General features: G+C 39.7%; 14 protein-coding genes and 1 riboswitch. Of the genes, 12 read left to right on the plus strand and 2 right to left on the minus strand.

Annotation, left to right across the window (positions count from 1 at the left end; all coding sequences use genetic code 11):
• Positions 1–17: 17 nt before the first annotated feature.
• From EO115_RS03305 to alr, 9 genes are all read left to right on the plus strand, one after another.
• Complete coding sequence (locus EO115_RS03305; RefSeq protein WP_126937571.1) at positions 18–1,664, plus strand: methylmalonyl-CoA mutase; 1,647 nt, start codon at positions 18–20, stop codon at positions 1,662–1,664.
• A 30-nt stretch (positions 1,665–1,694) separates the two neighbouring features.
• Complete coding sequence (locus EO115_RS03310) at positions 1,695–2,090, plus strand: cobalamin B12-binding domain-containing protein (protein ID WP_126937572.1); 396 nt, start codon at positions 1,695–1,697, stop codon at positions 2,088–2,090.
• Positions 2,091–2,157: 67 nt separating this feature from the next.
• On the plus strand, positions 2,158–3,099 hold the full coding sequence (meaB, locus tag EO115_RS03315) for a methylmalonyl Co-A mutase-associated GTPase MeaB (RefSeq protein WP_126937573.1): 942 nt from the start codon (positions 2,158–2,160) through the stop codon (positions 3,097–3,099).
• A gap of 101 nt (positions 3,100–3,200) precedes the next feature.
• Positions 3,201–3,623, plus strand: coding sequence for a methylmalonyl-CoA epimerase (gene mce, locus EO115_RS03320; RefSeq protein ID WP_009352819.1), 423 nt, complete (start codon positions 3,201–3,203; stop codon positions 3,621–3,623).
• A 36-nt stretch (positions 3,624–3,659) separates the two neighbouring features.
• Complete coding sequence (locus EO115_RS03325) at positions 3,660–5,189, plus strand: carboxyl transferase domain-containing protein (protein WP_126937574.1); 1,530 nt, start codon at positions 3,660–3,662, stop codon at positions 5,187–5,189.
• A gap of 63 nt (positions 5,190–5,252) precedes the next feature.
• Complete coding sequence (locus EO115_RS08370) at positions 5,253–5,417, plus strand: hypothetical protein (protein WP_164724043.1); 165 nt, start codon at positions 5,253–5,255, stop codon at positions 5,415–5,417.
• A gap of 58 nt (positions 5,418–5,475) precedes the next feature.
• Complete coding sequence (locus tag EO115_RS03330; RefSeq protein WP_126937575.1) at positions 5,476–5,856, plus strand: biotin/lipoyl-containing protein; 381 nt, start codon at positions 5,476–5,478, stop codon at positions 5,854–5,856.
• Between the two features lie 558 nt (positions 5,857–6,414).
• Positions 6,415–7,710: an SLC13 family permease gene (locus tag EO115_RS03340; RefSeq protein WP_126937577.1), complete on the plus strand. Its 1,296-nt coding sequence runs from the start codon at positions 6,415–6,417 to the stop codon at positions 7,708–7,710.
• 187 nt (positions 7,711–7,897) lie between these two features.
• Complete coding sequence (gene alr, locus EO115_RS03345) at positions 7,898–9,007, plus strand: alanine racemase (protein ID WP_126937578.1); 1,110 nt, start codon at positions 7,898–7,900, stop codon at positions 9,005–9,007.
• Between the two features lie 178 nt (positions 9,008–9,185).
• Here the strand turns inward: alr and metF are convergent, their stop codons facing one another.
• The gene (gene metF / locus EO115_RS03350) at positions 9,186–10,067 is read right to left on the minus strand and encodes a methylenetetrahydrofolate reductase [NAD(P)H] (RefSeq protein ID WP_126937579.1); all 882 of its coding nucleotides are present in this window, start codon (positions 10,065–10,067) and stop codon (positions 9,186–9,188) included.
• Between the two features lie 391 nt (positions 10,068–10,458).
• On the opposite strand from metF, the gene EO115_RS03355 reads away from it, so the two are divergent.
• Positions 10,459–11,394 (plus strand): LysR family transcriptional regulator, encoded by a 936-nt coding sequence (locus tag EO115_RS03355; RefSeq protein WP_126937580.1) that lies wholly within the window; start codon positions 10,459–10,461, stop codon positions 11,392–11,394.
• Between the two features lie 95 nt (positions 11,395–11,489).
• Here EO115_RS03355 and EO115_RS03360 read toward each other — a convergent pair whose 3' ends face one another.
• A complete protein-coding gene (locus EO115_RS03360; RefSeq protein WP_126937581.1) occupies positions 11,490–11,831 on the minus strand; it encodes a TM2 domain-containing protein in 342 nt (113 codons plus the stop codon).
• 323 nt (positions 11,832–12,154) lie between these two features.
• A riboswitch (cobalamin riboswitch) is annotated at positions 12,155–12,331 on the plus strand.
• 314 nt (positions 12,332–12,645) lie between these two features.
• Between EO115_RS03360 and EO115_RS03365 the strand changes: the two genes are divergently transcribed.
• Together EO115_RS03365 and scpA are read left to right on the plus strand one after the other, a co-directional pair.
• Entirely contained in the window at positions 12,646–14,820 is a 2,175-nt protein-coding gene (locus tag EO115_RS03365; protein ID WP_126937582.1) for a methylmalonyl-CoA mutase family protein, read from the plus strand.
• Complete coding sequence (gene scpA, locus EO115_RS03370; protein ID WP_126937583.1) at positions 14,821–17,004, plus strand: methylmalonyl-CoA mutase; 2,184 nt, start codon at positions 14,821–14,823, stop codon at positions 17,002–17,004.
• Positions 17,005–17,038: the final 34 nt, after the last annotated feature.

Consider the following 17,038-nt stretch of genomic DNA (forward strand, 5'->3'; position numbering starts at 1 on the left):
TTTAGGAGGATGATGACATGGCTAATGACAACTTAAAAGCCAAACTTGCTGAATATGAAGCAGCGTACGCTAAAAACTGTGAGAAAGTACCTGCACGTCAAAACTTACCAGAACAACCGGTATACACACCGCTTGATCTAGAAGGTTTCGATTACGAACGTGATCTAGGATTCCCAGGATTCTATCCTTATACTCGTGGCGTTCAACCTACAATGTACCGTGGCCGTTTCTGGACAATGCGTATGTATGCTGGTTTCGCAACTGCTGAAGAGTCCAACAAACGTTACCGTTACTTAATCGAGTCCGGTGCAACTGGTCTTTCTTGCGCATTCGACTTACCAACACAAATCGGTTATGACTCCGATGACGCTATGGCTGAAGGCGAAGTTGGTAAAGTAGGTGTTGCGATTGACTCCTTAAAAGATATGGAAATCTTGTTCCAAGGTATCGACTTGGGTAAAGTTTCCACTTCTATGACAATCAATGCTCCTGCATCTGTACTTCTTGCTATGTACATTGCAGTTGCTGAAAAACAAGGTGTACCTTCCACTGAACTTCGCGGTACCATTCAAAATGATATTTTGAAAGAGTACGCAGCTCGCGGAACTTACATCTTCCCTCCAAAACCATCCATGCGTTTGATCACTAATATTTTCGAATATTGCTCTCAATATGTGCCAAAATGGAATACTATCTCCATCTCCGGTTACCATATTCGTGAAGCTGGTTCCACTGCTGCGCAAGAAATCGCTTTCACAATTGCTGATGGTATTGCATACATCGAAGCAGCTCTTAAAGCTGGTTTAGAAGTTGACGATTTCGCAGGTCGTTTATCCTTCTTCTGGAACGCACACAACAACGTATTAGAAGAAGTTGCGAAATTCCGTGCATCCCGTCGTCTATGGGCACATATCTTGAAAGAACGTTTTGGTGCTAAAAAACCTAAATCCATGATGTTACGTGTACATACTCAAACAGCTGGTTCCATGTTGACTGCACAACAAGTTGATAACAACATCGTTCGTGTTGCTCTTCAAACTGCAGCTGCTGTAATGGGTGGTACTCAATCCTTACATACTAACTCTCGTGACGAAGCATTGGCTCTTCCAACTGAAGCATCTGTACAAATCGCTCTTCGTACACAACAAATCGTTGCTTACGAATCCGGCTTAGCTGACGTAGTTGACCCATTGGGCGGTTCCTACTATGTAGAAGCTATGACAAATGCTATCTATGAAGAAGCTAAAGCATACATCCAAAAAATCGACGAAATGGGTGGCGCTGTTGAAGCTATCGAAAAAGGTTACATCCAAAAAGAAATCCAAGAGTCTGCTTATAAATGGCAAATGGAAGTGGAATCTGGCCTTCGTACAATCGTAGGTGTTAACAAATTCCAAGTAGAGGAAAAACCAGTTGAAGGTCTTCTTCGTATCGATGCTTCTGTAGGTATCAACCAATCCAAGAAAACACAACAAGTTCGTGCAGACCGCGATCAAGCAGCAGTTGATGCAGCGTTAGCAGCATTGAAAGCTGGTGCAGAAGATGAATCTGTAAACTTGATGCCATTAATCTTGGCTGCCGTTAAAACATATGCTACATTAGGTGAAATTTGTAACGTATTGCGCGGCGTATTCGGTGAATACCAAGCTCATTCCACTTTATAATTAATCGAACCTATTTGGAGGTATAACATCATGGCAGAAAAACGTATCAGAGTAATCGTAGCAAAACCAGGTCTTGATGGTCATGACCGTGGTGCAAAAGTAGTAGCACGCGCACTTCGCGATGCTGGTTTCGAAGTTATCTACACAGGTCTTCGTCAAACTCCAGAACAAATCGTTGAAGCGGCTCTTTCCGAAGACGTTAACGTAGTTGCGTTATCTCTTCTTTCTGGTGCGCATAACACATTGTTCCCTAAAATCGTTGAAATGTTGAAAGAAAAAGGCATGGGCGATGTATTAGTAGTTGGTGGCGGGGTAATTCCTGATGCTGATATTCCTGGCTTGAAAGCAGCTGGCGTATCTGCAGTATTCACACCAGGTACTCCAACAGCTGATGTAATTGAGTTCATCAAAGCTAACGTAAAATAATATATTTGAGCTAGGCTCGGGCATGCATGTTCGGGCCTAGTCATCTATAGAGTAGGGCGGTGACAATATGGATTTAATTAAAGAATTATTAGAAGGATCTCGTCTTGCTTTGGCACGGTCCATAACGGCTGTGGAAAATGAATATGATAATGCCATTGACATTATGAAAGCCATCTATCCACGTACTGGTAATGCTCGTATTTTGGGTATTACGGGGGCTCCAGGAGCTGGTAAAAGTACGTTGACAGATAAAGTTGTCAAACATTATCTAGAACAAGGTAAGCGAATTGGTATCGTAGCTGTTGACCCAACGAGTCCATTCTCAGGTGGTGCTATTTTGGGTGACCGCATTCGAATGAATGATTTAACATTGAATGAAAATGTATTTATTCGAAGCATGGGCACACGTGGCAGTCTAGGTGGATTATCTAAGAAAACAGCAGACGTTGTCAAATTAATGGATGCTTTCGGCATGGATCTTGTCATCATTGAAACAGTTGGTGTTGGTCAATCCGAAGTGGATATTGTGAAAAATGCAGATACCACATTGGTAGTACTAGTACCAGGTTTGGGTGATGATATCCAAGCGATTAAAGCGGGCATCTTAGAAATTGGCGATGTGTTTGCCATCAATAAAGCAGACCGCGATGGCTGTGATAAGCTTAATGTTGAAATTGAGATGATGCTAGATTTAGATTCTCGTGAACTTGATTGGAGACCACCAATTAAGCGTACTATCGCTAGCAAAGACGTAGGTGTTGATGAATTAGTGGAAGCACTAGATGAACACTTTGAATATCTAGAAGATAGTGGAGAATTAGCAGCTCGTCGTGCTGAACGTACACATGATGAGTTAGTAGCTATGATCAATGAACAAATTATGCGTTATGTACATGAACATGTTGTAGAAAGTGATGCTTTCAAACAAGATGTAGCAGCCGTAAATAATAGAACTAATGACCCTTATAGTGTTGTTAACGCGGTGTTAGAAAAGTCTTTAAAAAGATAATTAAAAGAATGAAAAAAATCTAATATCGTGGTATCATATAAGTAATCGAAAAGTGATGCATGTCACTTTCGAGTTGCAGCTCATTTGAAAGGAGAGTTATTATGGCATTCAAAGTATTACAAGTGGACCACATCGGTATCGGTGTATCCGATTTAGCAGCAACAAAAGAATTTTATAAAAACGCACTTGGTATGGAACACCTTCCAGAAGATGAAGTAGTAGAAGAGCAAAAAGTTAAAGTAAGCTTCTTCCCTTGCGGAGACGCTGAACTTGAGTTCTTAGAATCTACAACTCCAGATGGCCCTATCGGTCGTTTTATCGAAAAAAATGGTGGTCGTAATGGTATCCAACACGTAGCACTTCGTGTAGATGATATCAAAGCAGCTATCGCTGATTTAAAAGCTAAAGGCGTTCAATTAATTGATGAAGAACCTCGCTACGGTGCTGGTGGATCTGCTATCGCATTCCTTCACCCAAAAGCAACTGGTGGCGTTTTACTAGAACTTTGCCAACGCATGAAGTAATCAACTGTATCCGTAATAATCCTATGGAGGTGTAAAATGGCAACAGTTCAGGAAAAGATTGAATTATTGCATAAAAAACTGTCCACTGTAAAACAAGGTGGCGGTGAAAAACGTGTAGAAAAACAACATGCTAACGGCAAGTATACTGCTCGTGAGCGTATTGCGAAATTATTCGACGACAATAGCTTCGTTGAATTAGATCAATTTGTTAAACATCGTTGTGTTAACTTTGGTCAAGAGAAAAAAGAATTACCAGGTGAAGGCGTAGTAACTGGCTATGGTACTATCGACGGACGTTTGGTATTTGCTTTCGCTCAAGATTTCACAGTAGAAGGTGGTTCCCTTGGGGAAATGCACGCTGCTAAAATCGTTAAAGCACAACGTATGGCAATGAAAATGGGTGCCCCTATTATCGGCATCAATGACTCCGGTGGAGCTCGTATTCAAGAAGCAGTAGATGCGTTGGCAGGCTACGGTAAAATCTTCTTTGAAAATACAAATGCTTCCGGTGTTATCCCACAAATTTCTGTAATCATGGGACCATGTGCAGGTGGTGCGGTATACTCTCCAGCATTAACTGACTTTATCTACATGGTAAAAAATACATCTCAAATGTTCATCACAGGTCCAGCGGTTATCAAATCTGTAACAGCAGAAGAAGTAACAGCAGAAGATCTTGGTGGTGCAATGGCACATAACCGTGTGTCCGGTGTAGCTCACTTTGCTACAGAAAACGAAGATGATTGCTTAGAACAAATTCGCTATTTATTGAGCTTCTTACCAAGCAACAATATGGAAGATACTCCATTAGTTGATACTGGTGATGATCCAGCTCGTGAAGACGAAGGTTTAAATACTTTACTTCCAGATAATCCAAACATGCCATACAACATGTTTGACGTAATCAGTGCAACAGTTGATAATGGTGAATACTATGAAGTACAACCACACTATGCACAAAATATTATTACTTGCTTCGCACGTTTTGCAGGACAAAGCGTAGGTATCATTGCTAACCAACCACGTGTAATGGCAGGTTGTCTAGATATCAATGCATCCGATAAATCTTCTCGCTTTATCCGTTTCTGCGATGCCTTCAATATTCCTATCGTAAACTTTGTTGACGTTCCAGGCTTCTTGCCAGGTACAAACCAAGAATGGGGCGGTATCATTCGTCATGGTGCAAAAATGTTGTATGCTTATTCTGAAGCTACAGTACCAAAAATTACTGTTATCACTCGTAAAGCATATGGTGGATCTTATCTTGCAATGTGTTCCCAAGACTTGGGCGCTGACCAAGTATATGCATGGCCTACATCTGAAATCGCTGTAATGGGACCAGCTGGTGCTGCAAACATTATTTTCAAGCGCGATGAAGATAAAGACGAAAAAACTGCTAAATATGTAGAAGAATTCGCAACTCCATACAAAGCAGCAGAACGTGGATTCGTTGACGTAGTTATTGAACCAAAACATACTCGTCCGGCAATTGTAAATGCCCTAGCAATGCTAGCTAGCAAACGCGAAACCCGTGCTCCTAAAAAACACGGTAATATCCCTCTATAATACGAATCAGGGACATACACGTGGTTGGTTATGGCCATCAATATGACAATGGAGGAGAACTTAATGAATAAAACTACCAATGCACAAGCTGCTAATAAAGAAACAGAAGTAGTAGCAGTTATCATCAGTGCAATCGTTGCAATGGGTTATTCGCAAAATCAAATTGCATCTATTCGCCCAGTAGTAGCTAATTCTTGGCGATTAGCTGGTCGTTTAAAGGCCCTATAAGCTAGCTCAGCTTATGAAATAATTTCATTACAAATAGGTAATTCAGGAGGAAGTTATAATGAAAAAGTTCAATGTTACAGTTAACGGTACAGTATATGAAGTAGAAGTAAACGAAGTTGGTGGTGTAGCTCCAGTAGCAGCTCCAGCTCCTAAAGCTGCAGCTCCAGCTCCTAAAGCAGCTCCAGCAGCGGCTCCAGCAGCAGCGGCAGCTCCAGTTCCAGCAGGTGCTCAAACTGTTGATTGCCCAATGCCTGGTAAAATCTTGTCCGTAGCTGTTACAGCTGGCCAAGCAGTTAAAAAAGGCGATGTTCTTTGCATCTTAGAAGCTATGAAAATGCAAAACGAAATCGTTGCACCACATGATGCAACAGTAGCTGAAGTTCGTGTAGCAGCTAATCAAACAGTAGCAACTGGCGACGCTTTAGTTGTATTAGGCTAATCAAAGCTTATCTGGTGATATAAATAATGTGATTTGTAGTATCGCCAATCACATCAGTAGTAGGAATAAATATGCCTACTATATATATGATTGTACTATGCCTAGGTAATACATAGTGTTACCTAGGCTTGTTACAAATATGGCAGGATGACTATGAATTCATATAAGAAATATATAGTTGGTATGCGCTTTACATAACACGTAATCTTGTGTTTATTTTTATTCTCCATGAGGTGGAATCATGATACTATCAGATGAAGCAAAGGTATTTACGTGCATTTGTATGGCGCTTTTTATTTGTACTTGTACCGCACTTCTCATAGGTGAAGAGCGGAAATCAAAATGGTTTCAGAAACGAACCACCTATAGTTTTTTTCTCCGTCGAGGAGTACTAGGAGAATGGTTACATTTCGGATACCCTTGCACAGTAGAAGGGTATGGAGTGACGGCTATTATGTTGTGCTTGATTGGCCTATCATCCTATATTATATGGACAGTATTGTGATGTATTAAACGGTTGATATTAGGCATATTTTTCTTGGAGAGGAGTTGACTCTTATGGATCCGGCTGTACTGACATTAATTGTACTGGGTATCATGGCCTTACTATTCGTAACGGAAATTATACCTCTTGCAATTACCTCTATCGGAGGTGCTATGGCACTTGGGTTATTGGGTATTATACCCATGAAACAAGTATTTAGCGGTTTATCTGATAGTACAGTAGTGTTATTTGCTGGTATGTTTATTATTGGAGCAGCCTTGTTTCATACAGGTTTAGCTCAAAAAATTGGTATTACAGTGGTAAAAAAAGCAGGCAATAGTGAAAATGGACTTATGATTGCGTTAATGCTTGTCACTGCATTTATGTCCTCTGTTCTTTCTAATACGGGAACAGCAGCAGCTTTATTGCCAGTTGTGATTGGTATATGTGCATCTGCTAAGATTCCTGCATCTCGTCAATTAATGCCGATGGCATTTGCGGCTGGTATTGGTGGTATTATTACACTAGTAGGTACACCACCCAATATTATTATTAATGGTGCCTTAGGGCAAGCTAAACTTCCTCAATTTGGATTCTTTGAATTTGCATGGATAGGGATTCCTTTGACAATCGCCTTCATGCTATATATGGTGACTATTGGTAAACATTTCCTTCCTTCTCATGATGGAAATGCAAAAGCTGAGGTCGCACAAGAGGTCGATGCTAATGATATTTCGAATGATCCTAAAAAAATGTGGTACTCTGGTATCATCTTGATTGGTGTTGTTCTATTCATGGCATTATCTACAACGTTGAAAAAAATCGGCATTGATGTGCCTTTACATTTGGCAGCCATCATTGGCGCTGTATTAGCGGTATTGACTGGTTGTTTGAAAGAAAAACAAGCGTATCAATCTATAGATTGGGTAACAATTTTCTTATTTGCAGGCATGATGCCTGTAGCTTCTGCAATGAATGATTCTGGTGCAGGTCAAATGATTGCTCACGCTGTGGTGGATATTATGGGAGATAATCCTAGTCCGTACTTTGCAACAGCGATTTTATTCTTGCTATCCTGTGTATTAACACAATTTATGTCTAATACGGCATCTTGTGCATTATTGGCTCCTATTGGTATTTCTATTGCACAAGCTATGGGTGCCAGTCCACATGCTGTATTGATGGCCATAGGTGTAGCAGCCTCTTGCGCATTTGCTACGCCAGTGGGTACGCCACCGAATACGATTGTGTTGACGCCAGGGAATTATAAATTTATGGACTATGTGAAAGCTGGCACGCCACTGATTGTTGTATGCTTTATCGTAAGTTTAGTGATTATTCCTATGGTATGGCCATTCAATATGCCATAACAGATATCATACTGGATATGAAAGATACATAACTATATAGTATATACAAGGGCTGACAAGGAATCGAAAGTATATGATTCTAATGTCAGTCCTTTTTGTAGAGATAATTGACTTAAATGTGATAGAATATGATTAGGAACCTTGGTATAGGTAACCTGTACTAGACTAAGAACAAGAGGGTGAAGTTGTGAGACCTACATATGTAGAAATAGATACAGCACAAATACGAAGTAATTTACGAAAAATTAAAGATTGTTTACCAGAATGGTGTACGAGCACTGCCGTCGTAAAGGCTAATGCCTATGGTCATGGTAGTGTCATGGTAGGGCGTATTGCCGTTGAAGAAGGTTATGAATCATTAGCGGTAGCCTTTCCAGAAGAAGCGATACCATTGCGCGCAGCAGGGATTACTGTGCCTATCTATTTGCTAGGGCTGACCTTACCGCAGTCCTTTGATTTAGTTATTGAGGGAAACTCTAGGCCTGCAATTTGTGAGTCTACTGACCTAGAGGCACTTAATGAATGTGCCAAAAGGCATGAAACAATAGTAGAATGTGCCATTGCAGTTGATACAGGTATGCATCGCATCGGAAGCAAACCACAGGATGTACTAGCATTTTTAGAACGTGTAGAATCTTATGAGTATCTTCGTGTAGATGGGTTCTTCTCACATTTAGCAAATGGTGATGCTGCGGATCAAAGCCATGCTAACTTTCAAGTGGAACAGTTTAGACAAGTGGTAGAAACGATTCGAGCTCATCGAGATGAGGCGTATCGGTTTTCGTTAGCAAATAGTGCTGGATTGTTAGCTGTTGCAGATAGTTTGTTTAATGATGCTCGGCCGGGGATTATTCAGTATGGGATCATGCCATCTATGGATGTACCCAATCGCTTAGGGTTAAAACCAGCCTTAAGTTTATATAGCAAAGTCGTTCATGTGCAACACTTACAAAAAGGGGCTTCTATCGGATACGGTAGTACGTATACAACGGCAGGAGAAGAAACGATTGCAACAATTCCAGTAGGGTATGCCGATGGATACCCGAGGTCTTTGTCTAATAAAGGGTCTGTACTCATCCATGGCACACGATGCCCGATTGTAGGGCGTATATGCATGGATCAATTTATGGTAAAAGTCCCGAACCATGTTCAAGTTTCACCAGGTGACAGTGTAGTGCTATTGGGAAAACAAGGGCAAGAAAGTATTACTGCCCTAGAATTAGCCTATTTAGTGGGAACCATTCCGTATGAAATCTTCTGTAATTTTTCGGAAAGGGTACCACGGCATTATATTTAGATAGACGGATATTCCATATATGAATGGGTTTGTAGGTCTCTATAAAAAGAATATGCTAATAAAGCAATATAAGGATGCTCTATGTAGGACCTTCTCTTGACGAGAGAAACTACATAGAGCATCCTTGCTATATTTTGTATGTATGATAGGTGTATAAAAACTATGGTAATAATCCTATTTATTGGCTTTCATAAACAGGAGAGCTAAATAAGGAACGAGCTGCTTGTTCGATGTATAGAGCTGTATTAGATTGATTCATAGTATATAAATGAATACCAGAGACGCCTTCGGTTACCAAGTCTACGATTTGATTTAATGCGTAGGCAAGGCCGGCATCACGAAGAGCGATAGGATCGTGTTCATATTTATCTAAAATTGCTTTGAATTTGCGTGGAATAGCTGTTGCATTAGATGTAAGTAAGCGCAATGCTTGATTGCGGTTGATGATTGGCATTACCCCAGCTAAGATAGGTGCCTCGATACCTGCGAGGGCACATTTTTCTTGGAACTCATAGAATACATTGTTATCTAAGAAGAACTGTGTTACTAATAATTCACAACCAGCATCTACTTTTTCTTTTAAGTATTTAATATCTTGCAGTTGACTTGGTGAATCTGGATGTACTTCTGGATAGCAAGCACCGGAGATTTGAAAGTGAGGTGCATATTCCTTGACGAAATGTACAAGCTCTGTAGCATATTTGAAATCTCCTACTGGAGGTAAGTCTTCTAGAATGTCACCACGAAGAGCTAATAGCTTGTGAATACCAAGTTCATCGAGTCTATCTATAACAGATTTCACTTGTTCTTTTGATAAATAGATAGCTGGTAAATGTGCTTTCGTAGGAATGTGCAATGTGTTTTGTACATAATTAGATAGTTTTATGGTTGTTTCTTCAATGTTACGTTGTTTATTACTGCAAGTAACAGAAATAAATTCTGGTTTTAAGCTCTTTAGCTCATCTAGGACAGTAATAATTTTTTCGTCCCCCACTTGTGTGTTGGGAGGAAATATTTCGTATGATAAGGTTGGTCGTTTTTGTTGTATAGATTCGCTCATGGCTGATGTCCTTTCTTGTAATCAATATGGTCTATCATACCAATTTTTATATATATAGACCAATTCTTAATATATATGAATTGATATAGCTTAAAACTATAATGAATAAGGATATTATATATAGCTAATTTTATATCACAGATACTAGTATATAGACATATTTTGTCATATATTTTAAAATATATCTTGACGGTAGGTATTATTTTTTGTATTATGTATATACTAAAAAAACCAATAGTTAAAGATGCCATTAGGCGCAGAAAATTAAGTTATACAATGATGTACCTAACGTGTAAAGTAACGGACTTTATTCGTTAGGTTTTGTTTACTTTCATACAGGAACCTTGTATGTAAAGAACTTCATGAATAGATATAGAAAAGGCAAAAAACAATGAGAATACAACAATTACAATATTTAGAAAAAATTGCAGAGAAAGGATCTATTAATGAAGCGGCTAAGGAGTTATACTTATCGCAACCAAGCTTGTCCAATGCGATTAAAGAGTTAGAACATGAAATGGGTGTTCAACTATTATTACGGACAAAATCTGGTGTTACCTTGACCCATGATGGTCGAGAGTTTATGATATATGCTCGCCAAGTATTAGATCAAATTCAATTATTAGAAGAACGATATAAATCCAACACAAAGAGAAAGGAACATTTTTTTATTTCGGCTCAGCACTATGCTTTTGTAGTCCATGCTTTTGTAGAGTTAATTAAAAGTGTTGATACAGATGAATATCAATTTGGATTAAGAGAAACAGAAACGCAGAATATTTTTGAAGACTTGGCTACCTTTAAAAGTGAAATAGGAATCTTGTATTTAAATAATTTCAATCGTCAAGTTATGGAAAAATTATTCAAAGAATATAAGTTAACATTTCATCCTCTGTTTGAAGCGGAGCCACATGTGTTCTTATGTAGAGAGCATCCATTAGCTAATCAAGAAAAGATTACACTAGAAGACTTGGAAGACTTCCCGTATTTGAGCTATGATCAGGGAGAAGATAATTCTTTCTATTTTTCAGAAGAAATTTTGAGTACATTAGATAGAAAAATGACCATCAAAGTATCGGATCGGGCTACGATCTTTAACTTGATGGTTGGTTTAAATGGATATACGATTAGTTCAGGCATTTTGAGTCGTGAGCTAAATGATGACAAAATTATTGCGATTCCTCTTGATGTAGAAGACACGATGACAATGGGCTACTTGATGCCACATATGTTGGAACCGAGTGCGATTGCAAAAAAATATTTAGAATTGCTGAAAGAGCATATTCGAAACTATGGTTTTGAGATTATTGAAGAGAAGAAGAAATAATACTCTGCATGATACATAAAGCAATAGAAAGAAAAGGATACTGAACGAAAGTTGTTCAGTATCCTTTTTAATATATAGATATAATTTCTGATGAATTAATATCCTTGGTAGTTTTGGTAGCCACCTTGGAATCCTGGATTACTTGGATATAATAATTTAGCTTCTTCAATCACACGGAATGTATAGTTAGTGTTATATTCGTTCACCATGGAAGGAATACGGAAAAGGTCGATGAGAGCCCATATACCAAATCCACCAAATGTAATATAGAATAAAATATTTGTTAAGGGGCGACCAATATAGAAATAATGAGCTCCTAGCAAAAAGAAACAAATATAGGCAATAAAAGTTTCTTTTTCACTACTTAATTTTAGAGTGACATAATTTTTTTGTTCAGGTGTTAGGTTGTTAAAAAACGGATAAAATTGTGGTTGCATAATGGACCTCCCTACTACAAGAGAATATACTTTTTATTATTATAGCATTAATTGAAAGAAAGTTCATAATATTGATTGAGTTTTTGTGTTTTGAGAATAATTATTTTTAATACACATAATAACGGAGGGTAATATGTTGGTGAGAAATGTATTAGTTTTGCAGAAATATGCCTGGTAACTGCTTTAAAATTGATGGTAGTTCCAGAATATGTATGGTGATTGTTAACGAATTAATAACCTCATGTTATGCGATGGTGAAATTTAGTTATAGTTCATAAAGACCGTTCTATTCTTTCACAAAACAGTTTATAATCAAAGTATAACTTTATATTTGCCTTACTGGTGCCGCAAGGCTTAATAGGGAAGCTTGGTGAAAAGCCAACACGGTCCCGCCGCTGTAAAGGGGAGCGAAACTTCATGAAACGTCACTGGGAAACTGGGAAGGCGAAGTGTAGCGAAGATCCTGAGTCAGAAGAACTGCCGTAAGAAGCATGTCGTTAGATCCGCGAGAGACGGGTAGAGATGGTTTTGCGCTAAGTGCATACGCTAAGTCATAACCACCGTCTTCTATTGAAGACGGTTTTTCTGTTTTAGAAGGTAATATGGTTGTATCTTTTACAGAGAGGCTATGTAAGTTTGTGCGCCATAGGATTGGGTAGGGTATACCCAACGTGTAATTGTTTATTTTATTTTTATTGAGCTGCAAGTGTATTATATAAACGGTTAGAGTCCTATAGTGTCACGAAAATATATAGTATATATGGTTTGTATAAGGGAACGTATGCCTGTGTGGTCAAAGAAAGGAAGCTAGACTATGGGACAAGACAAGCATCATGAACCACAAGTTCACGAAGAACAGTTTGAGTTACCAGATGTATCGTTTGATGAGTTTTCTATCCCTACCTATGAGGACTGGAAAACGACGGTAGAAGGTATCTTAAAAGGAAAAGATTTCCAAAAAAGTATGTTTACAAAAACATATGAAGGAATTACTTTACAACCAATGTATTGGTTGAGCGACCAAGAAGGATTGACTCAGAATTTGACATATCCTGGTCGCGATAGCAATTTGCGGGGAGCGAAAGCGAGTGGATATATCCACAAACCTTGGACAATTGCACAACGTTGTGATGGAAAAACGATTGCTGACATGCACGACATGTTGCAATTTGAATTAGATAAAGGTAGCACGGCTATCAGCTTTACGCTAGATAGTGCTACTCGAAAAGGACAAGATGCTACGACAGCTGATGCTAAAGACGTAGCTGACGTAGGGGTATCCTTGTCCACTATAGAAGAAATAGAAGCGTTGTTAAAAGGCATGGATTTAACAACAAAAGAATTAGATGTTCGTACAGGCGCTAGTAGTGTATGCTGGGCGGCTGCATTACATGCACTTTGCGAATCGCAAGGGGTAGATGTGAAATCATTGTCCGGTATGATTGGGGCAGATCCAATTGGTACTTTGGCACAAGATGGACATTTACCACGCCCTATGGATGAATATTTCGATGATATGGCACATACCATTGCATGGGCCAATGCGCATGCACCACAATTACGGACAGTTCTTGTCGATACAGATGTATACCACAATGGTGGCGGTAATGATGTACAAGAATTAGGGTTTACTATGTCTACAGCAGTGACATATTTACGTGCGATGGAACGCCGTGGTATTGATGTCAATACATTTGCGAAGCAAATTCGTTTCCATGTAAGCGTAGGTGCTAATTTCTTCATGGAAATTGCTAAATTACGTGCTATTAAAATGGTTTGGGCACAAATTATTGAACATTGTGGCGGTGATGAAGAAGCGAAGAAAATTAACTTATTCGTAAGTACATCTCACTTCACACAAACTGTATTCGATCCATATGTAAACTTGTTGCGTGCAGGCTCTCAATCCTTTTCTGCTGTAGTAGGTGGTATGGATGGCATGTTCGTACGTCCTCTTGATGGATGTATTCGTCCAAGTGATGAATTCTCTCGCCGTATTGCTCGTAACATCCAAATTATGGAGCAACAAGAGTTCAACTTCATTCAACCAGTTGACCCAGCAGGTGGTAGCTGGTACCTTGAACCATTAACACAAGAATTGACTGAAAAATCTTGGGCATTATTCCAAGAATTAGAAGGTAAAGGTGGCATTTTAGAAACATTAGTATCTGGTGAAACACAAGAAGCTGTAGATACTATTTTACAAAGCCGCTTTAAAAACTTGGCTACCCGTAAAGACCGAGCTGTAGGTAGTAATATGTATCCTAACATGACAGAAGAACTACTAGAAGTACCAGTGGTGGACTTCGATGGTTTACGCCAAGCTCGCGTAGCAGCATTAGCTAATGTAGGCACTGCAGATGCAGCAGAGTTGGCTCTTAAAAAATTACAAGAATCTGATTTCAGTGAACTAGGTTCTTTGGTAAGTGCTGCGTATACTGCATTAGTAGCAGGCGCTAGCTTTGGACAAGTTTTTGAAGCCTTAGCAGATGGCAGTGAAGGTGTGACAGTGAAAGCAATTTTATCCCACCGTTGGACAGAACAATATGAAGAATTACGTATGCGCACTGAAACTTTCAAAGAAACACATAATGGGGATAATGTTAAAATCTTCTTGGCTAACATGGGTCCAATTCCTCAACATAAAGCGAGAGCGGACTTCGTTACTTCTTTCATGCAAGTAGCTGAATTTGACGTGCTTACCAATGATGGATTCCCAACTGTAGACGAAGCAGTAGCAGCTGCCTTAGCATCGAATGCAGATGTGACAATCGTATGTTCTACTGACGATACATATCCAGAATTGGCACCAGCAGTGACAAAAGCAATCAAAGCCGCTCGCCCAGCTATGAAAGTATTCTTGGCAGGGGCGCCATCTGCAGAGTTGAAAGAACTTTGCGATGCAGCAGGTATGGATGATTATATTAGTGTACGCTCCAATTGCTATCAAACATTATTAGCAATGCAACGCGAGAAAGGAATGATGTAAATGATTCCAGATTTTAGAAATATTCCTTTTACTCCGGCTAGCCCAAAATCTTCTGACTTAGATGCTTGGAAAGAGCAGTTAAAAGCTGAAACCGGTAAATCCTATGATGAAAACTTCATTCGTACTATGGAACAAATTGATGTAGGTCCAGTGTATGATTCCTCAATTTATGATCAATGTAACCATTTACAATACGTAGCAGGTATTCCTCCGTATCTTCGTGGACCATACGGTACGATGTATGTACAACGTCCTTGGACAGTACGTCAGTACGCAGGTTTCTCCACAGCGGAAGAATCCAATGCCTTTTACCGCCGTAACTTAGCGGCTGGTCAAAAAGGTTTGTCTATCGCCTTCGACTTGGCCACACACCGTGGCTACGACTCTGATCACCCTCGTGTAGTCGGTGACGTTGGTAAAGCCGGCGTTGCGGTAGACTCTATCTTGGATATGGAAATTTTGTTCTCTGGTATTCCATTGGACCAAATGTCTGTATCTATGACAATGAACGGCGCCGTATTACCAGTTATGGCCTTTTATATCCTAGCTGGTGAAGAACAAGGTGTAGATAAATCTGTTATGGCAGGTACGATCCAAAATGATATCTTGAAAGAGTTCATGGTGCGTAATACTTATATTTATCCACCAGCAGCTTCTATGCGTATTATCGGTGATATCTTTGCCTATACATCTAAATACATGCCTAAGTTCAACAGTATTTCCATTTCCGGTTACCACATGCAAGAGGCAGGTGCTACAGCAGATATTGAATTAGGTTACACATTGGCCGATGGTTTGGAATACTTGCGTACTGGTGTGGCAGCAGGTCTTACAGTTGACCAATTCGCGCCGCGCTTATCCTTCTTCTGGGCAATGGGTAAAAACTATTTCATGGAAATCGCTAAAATGCGTGCAGGCCGTATGTTATGGGCTAAAATTGTTAAATCCTTTGGTCCAAAAAATGTTAAATCTATGGCATTACGTACGCACTCCCAAACTTCTGGTTGGTCTTTAACAGAGCAAGATCCATTCAATAACATCACTCGTACTTGTATCGAAGCGATGGCAGCAGCCTTGGGTCATACGCAATCCTTGCATACGAATGCGCTTGACGAAGCGATTGCATTGCCTACAGACTTCTCGGCTCGTATTGCTCGTAATACGCAGTTGTATATTCAAGATGAAACTAACGTATGTAAAGTCATCGATCCATGGGGCGGTTCTTACTATGTAGAATTCTTGACTAACCAATTGATCCGCAAAGCTTGGGCTCATATTCAAGAAGTTGAAGCTTTGGGTGGTATGTCTAAAGCGATTGATACAGGTCTTCCAAAAATGCGTATTGAAGAAGCGGCAGCTCGTCGCCAAGCGCACATTGACTCCGGTAGTGAAAAAATCGTCGGTGTTAACTACTTACGCCTTGATAAAGAAGATCCATTAGATATCTTGGAAGTAGACAATACAGCTGTACGCTTGGCACAGATTGAACGATTGAAAACATTGCGTGCTAATCGTGACAATGACAAAGTACGTAGCTGTTTGGATGCCATAACAAAAGCGATGGAAACAGGAGAAGGAAACTTGCTTGAATTAGCCGTAGAAGCAGCTCGTGCTCGTGCGTCTAAAGGTGAAATCTCTGATGCAGTAGAAAAAGTATGCGGCCGTCATAAAGCGATCATTCGCTCTATTTCTGGTGTATACAGCAGCGAATTCAGCGATGACGATGTAATCACAGAAGTACGCAGCATGACTGAAAAATTTGAAGAAAAACATGGTCGCCGTCCTCGTATTTTCGTAGCGAAAATGGGTCAAGATGGTCACGACCGCGGAGCTAAGGTAATTTCTACAGCCTTCGCAGATATGGGCTATGACGTAGATATCGGACCTTTATTCCAAACTCCAGAAGAAGCAGCGAAAGATGCCGTAGATAATGACGTACATATTGTAGGTATGAGTTCACTCGCAGCTGGTCATAAAACATTGATGCCTCAATTATGCGAAGAACTAAAAAAATTAGGCCGTGAAGATATTATGGTTGTTATCGGTGGTGTTATCCCAGCTCAAGATTATGATTATCTCTATGAGCATGGTGCAGCAGCCATCTTCGGACCTGGTACCATCATTCCAGTGTGTGCTAAAAAAGTTCTCGAATTATTAGAAGAACGCTTAGAAGAGGAAGAATAATCGGTCATATTCGAATCGGTGAAAGGAGGGTGTC

The organism is Veillonella sp. CHU740, from assembly GCF_003992055.1.
Taxonomy (GTDB): Bacteria; Bacillota; Negativicutes; order Veillonellales; family Veillonellaceae; genus F0422.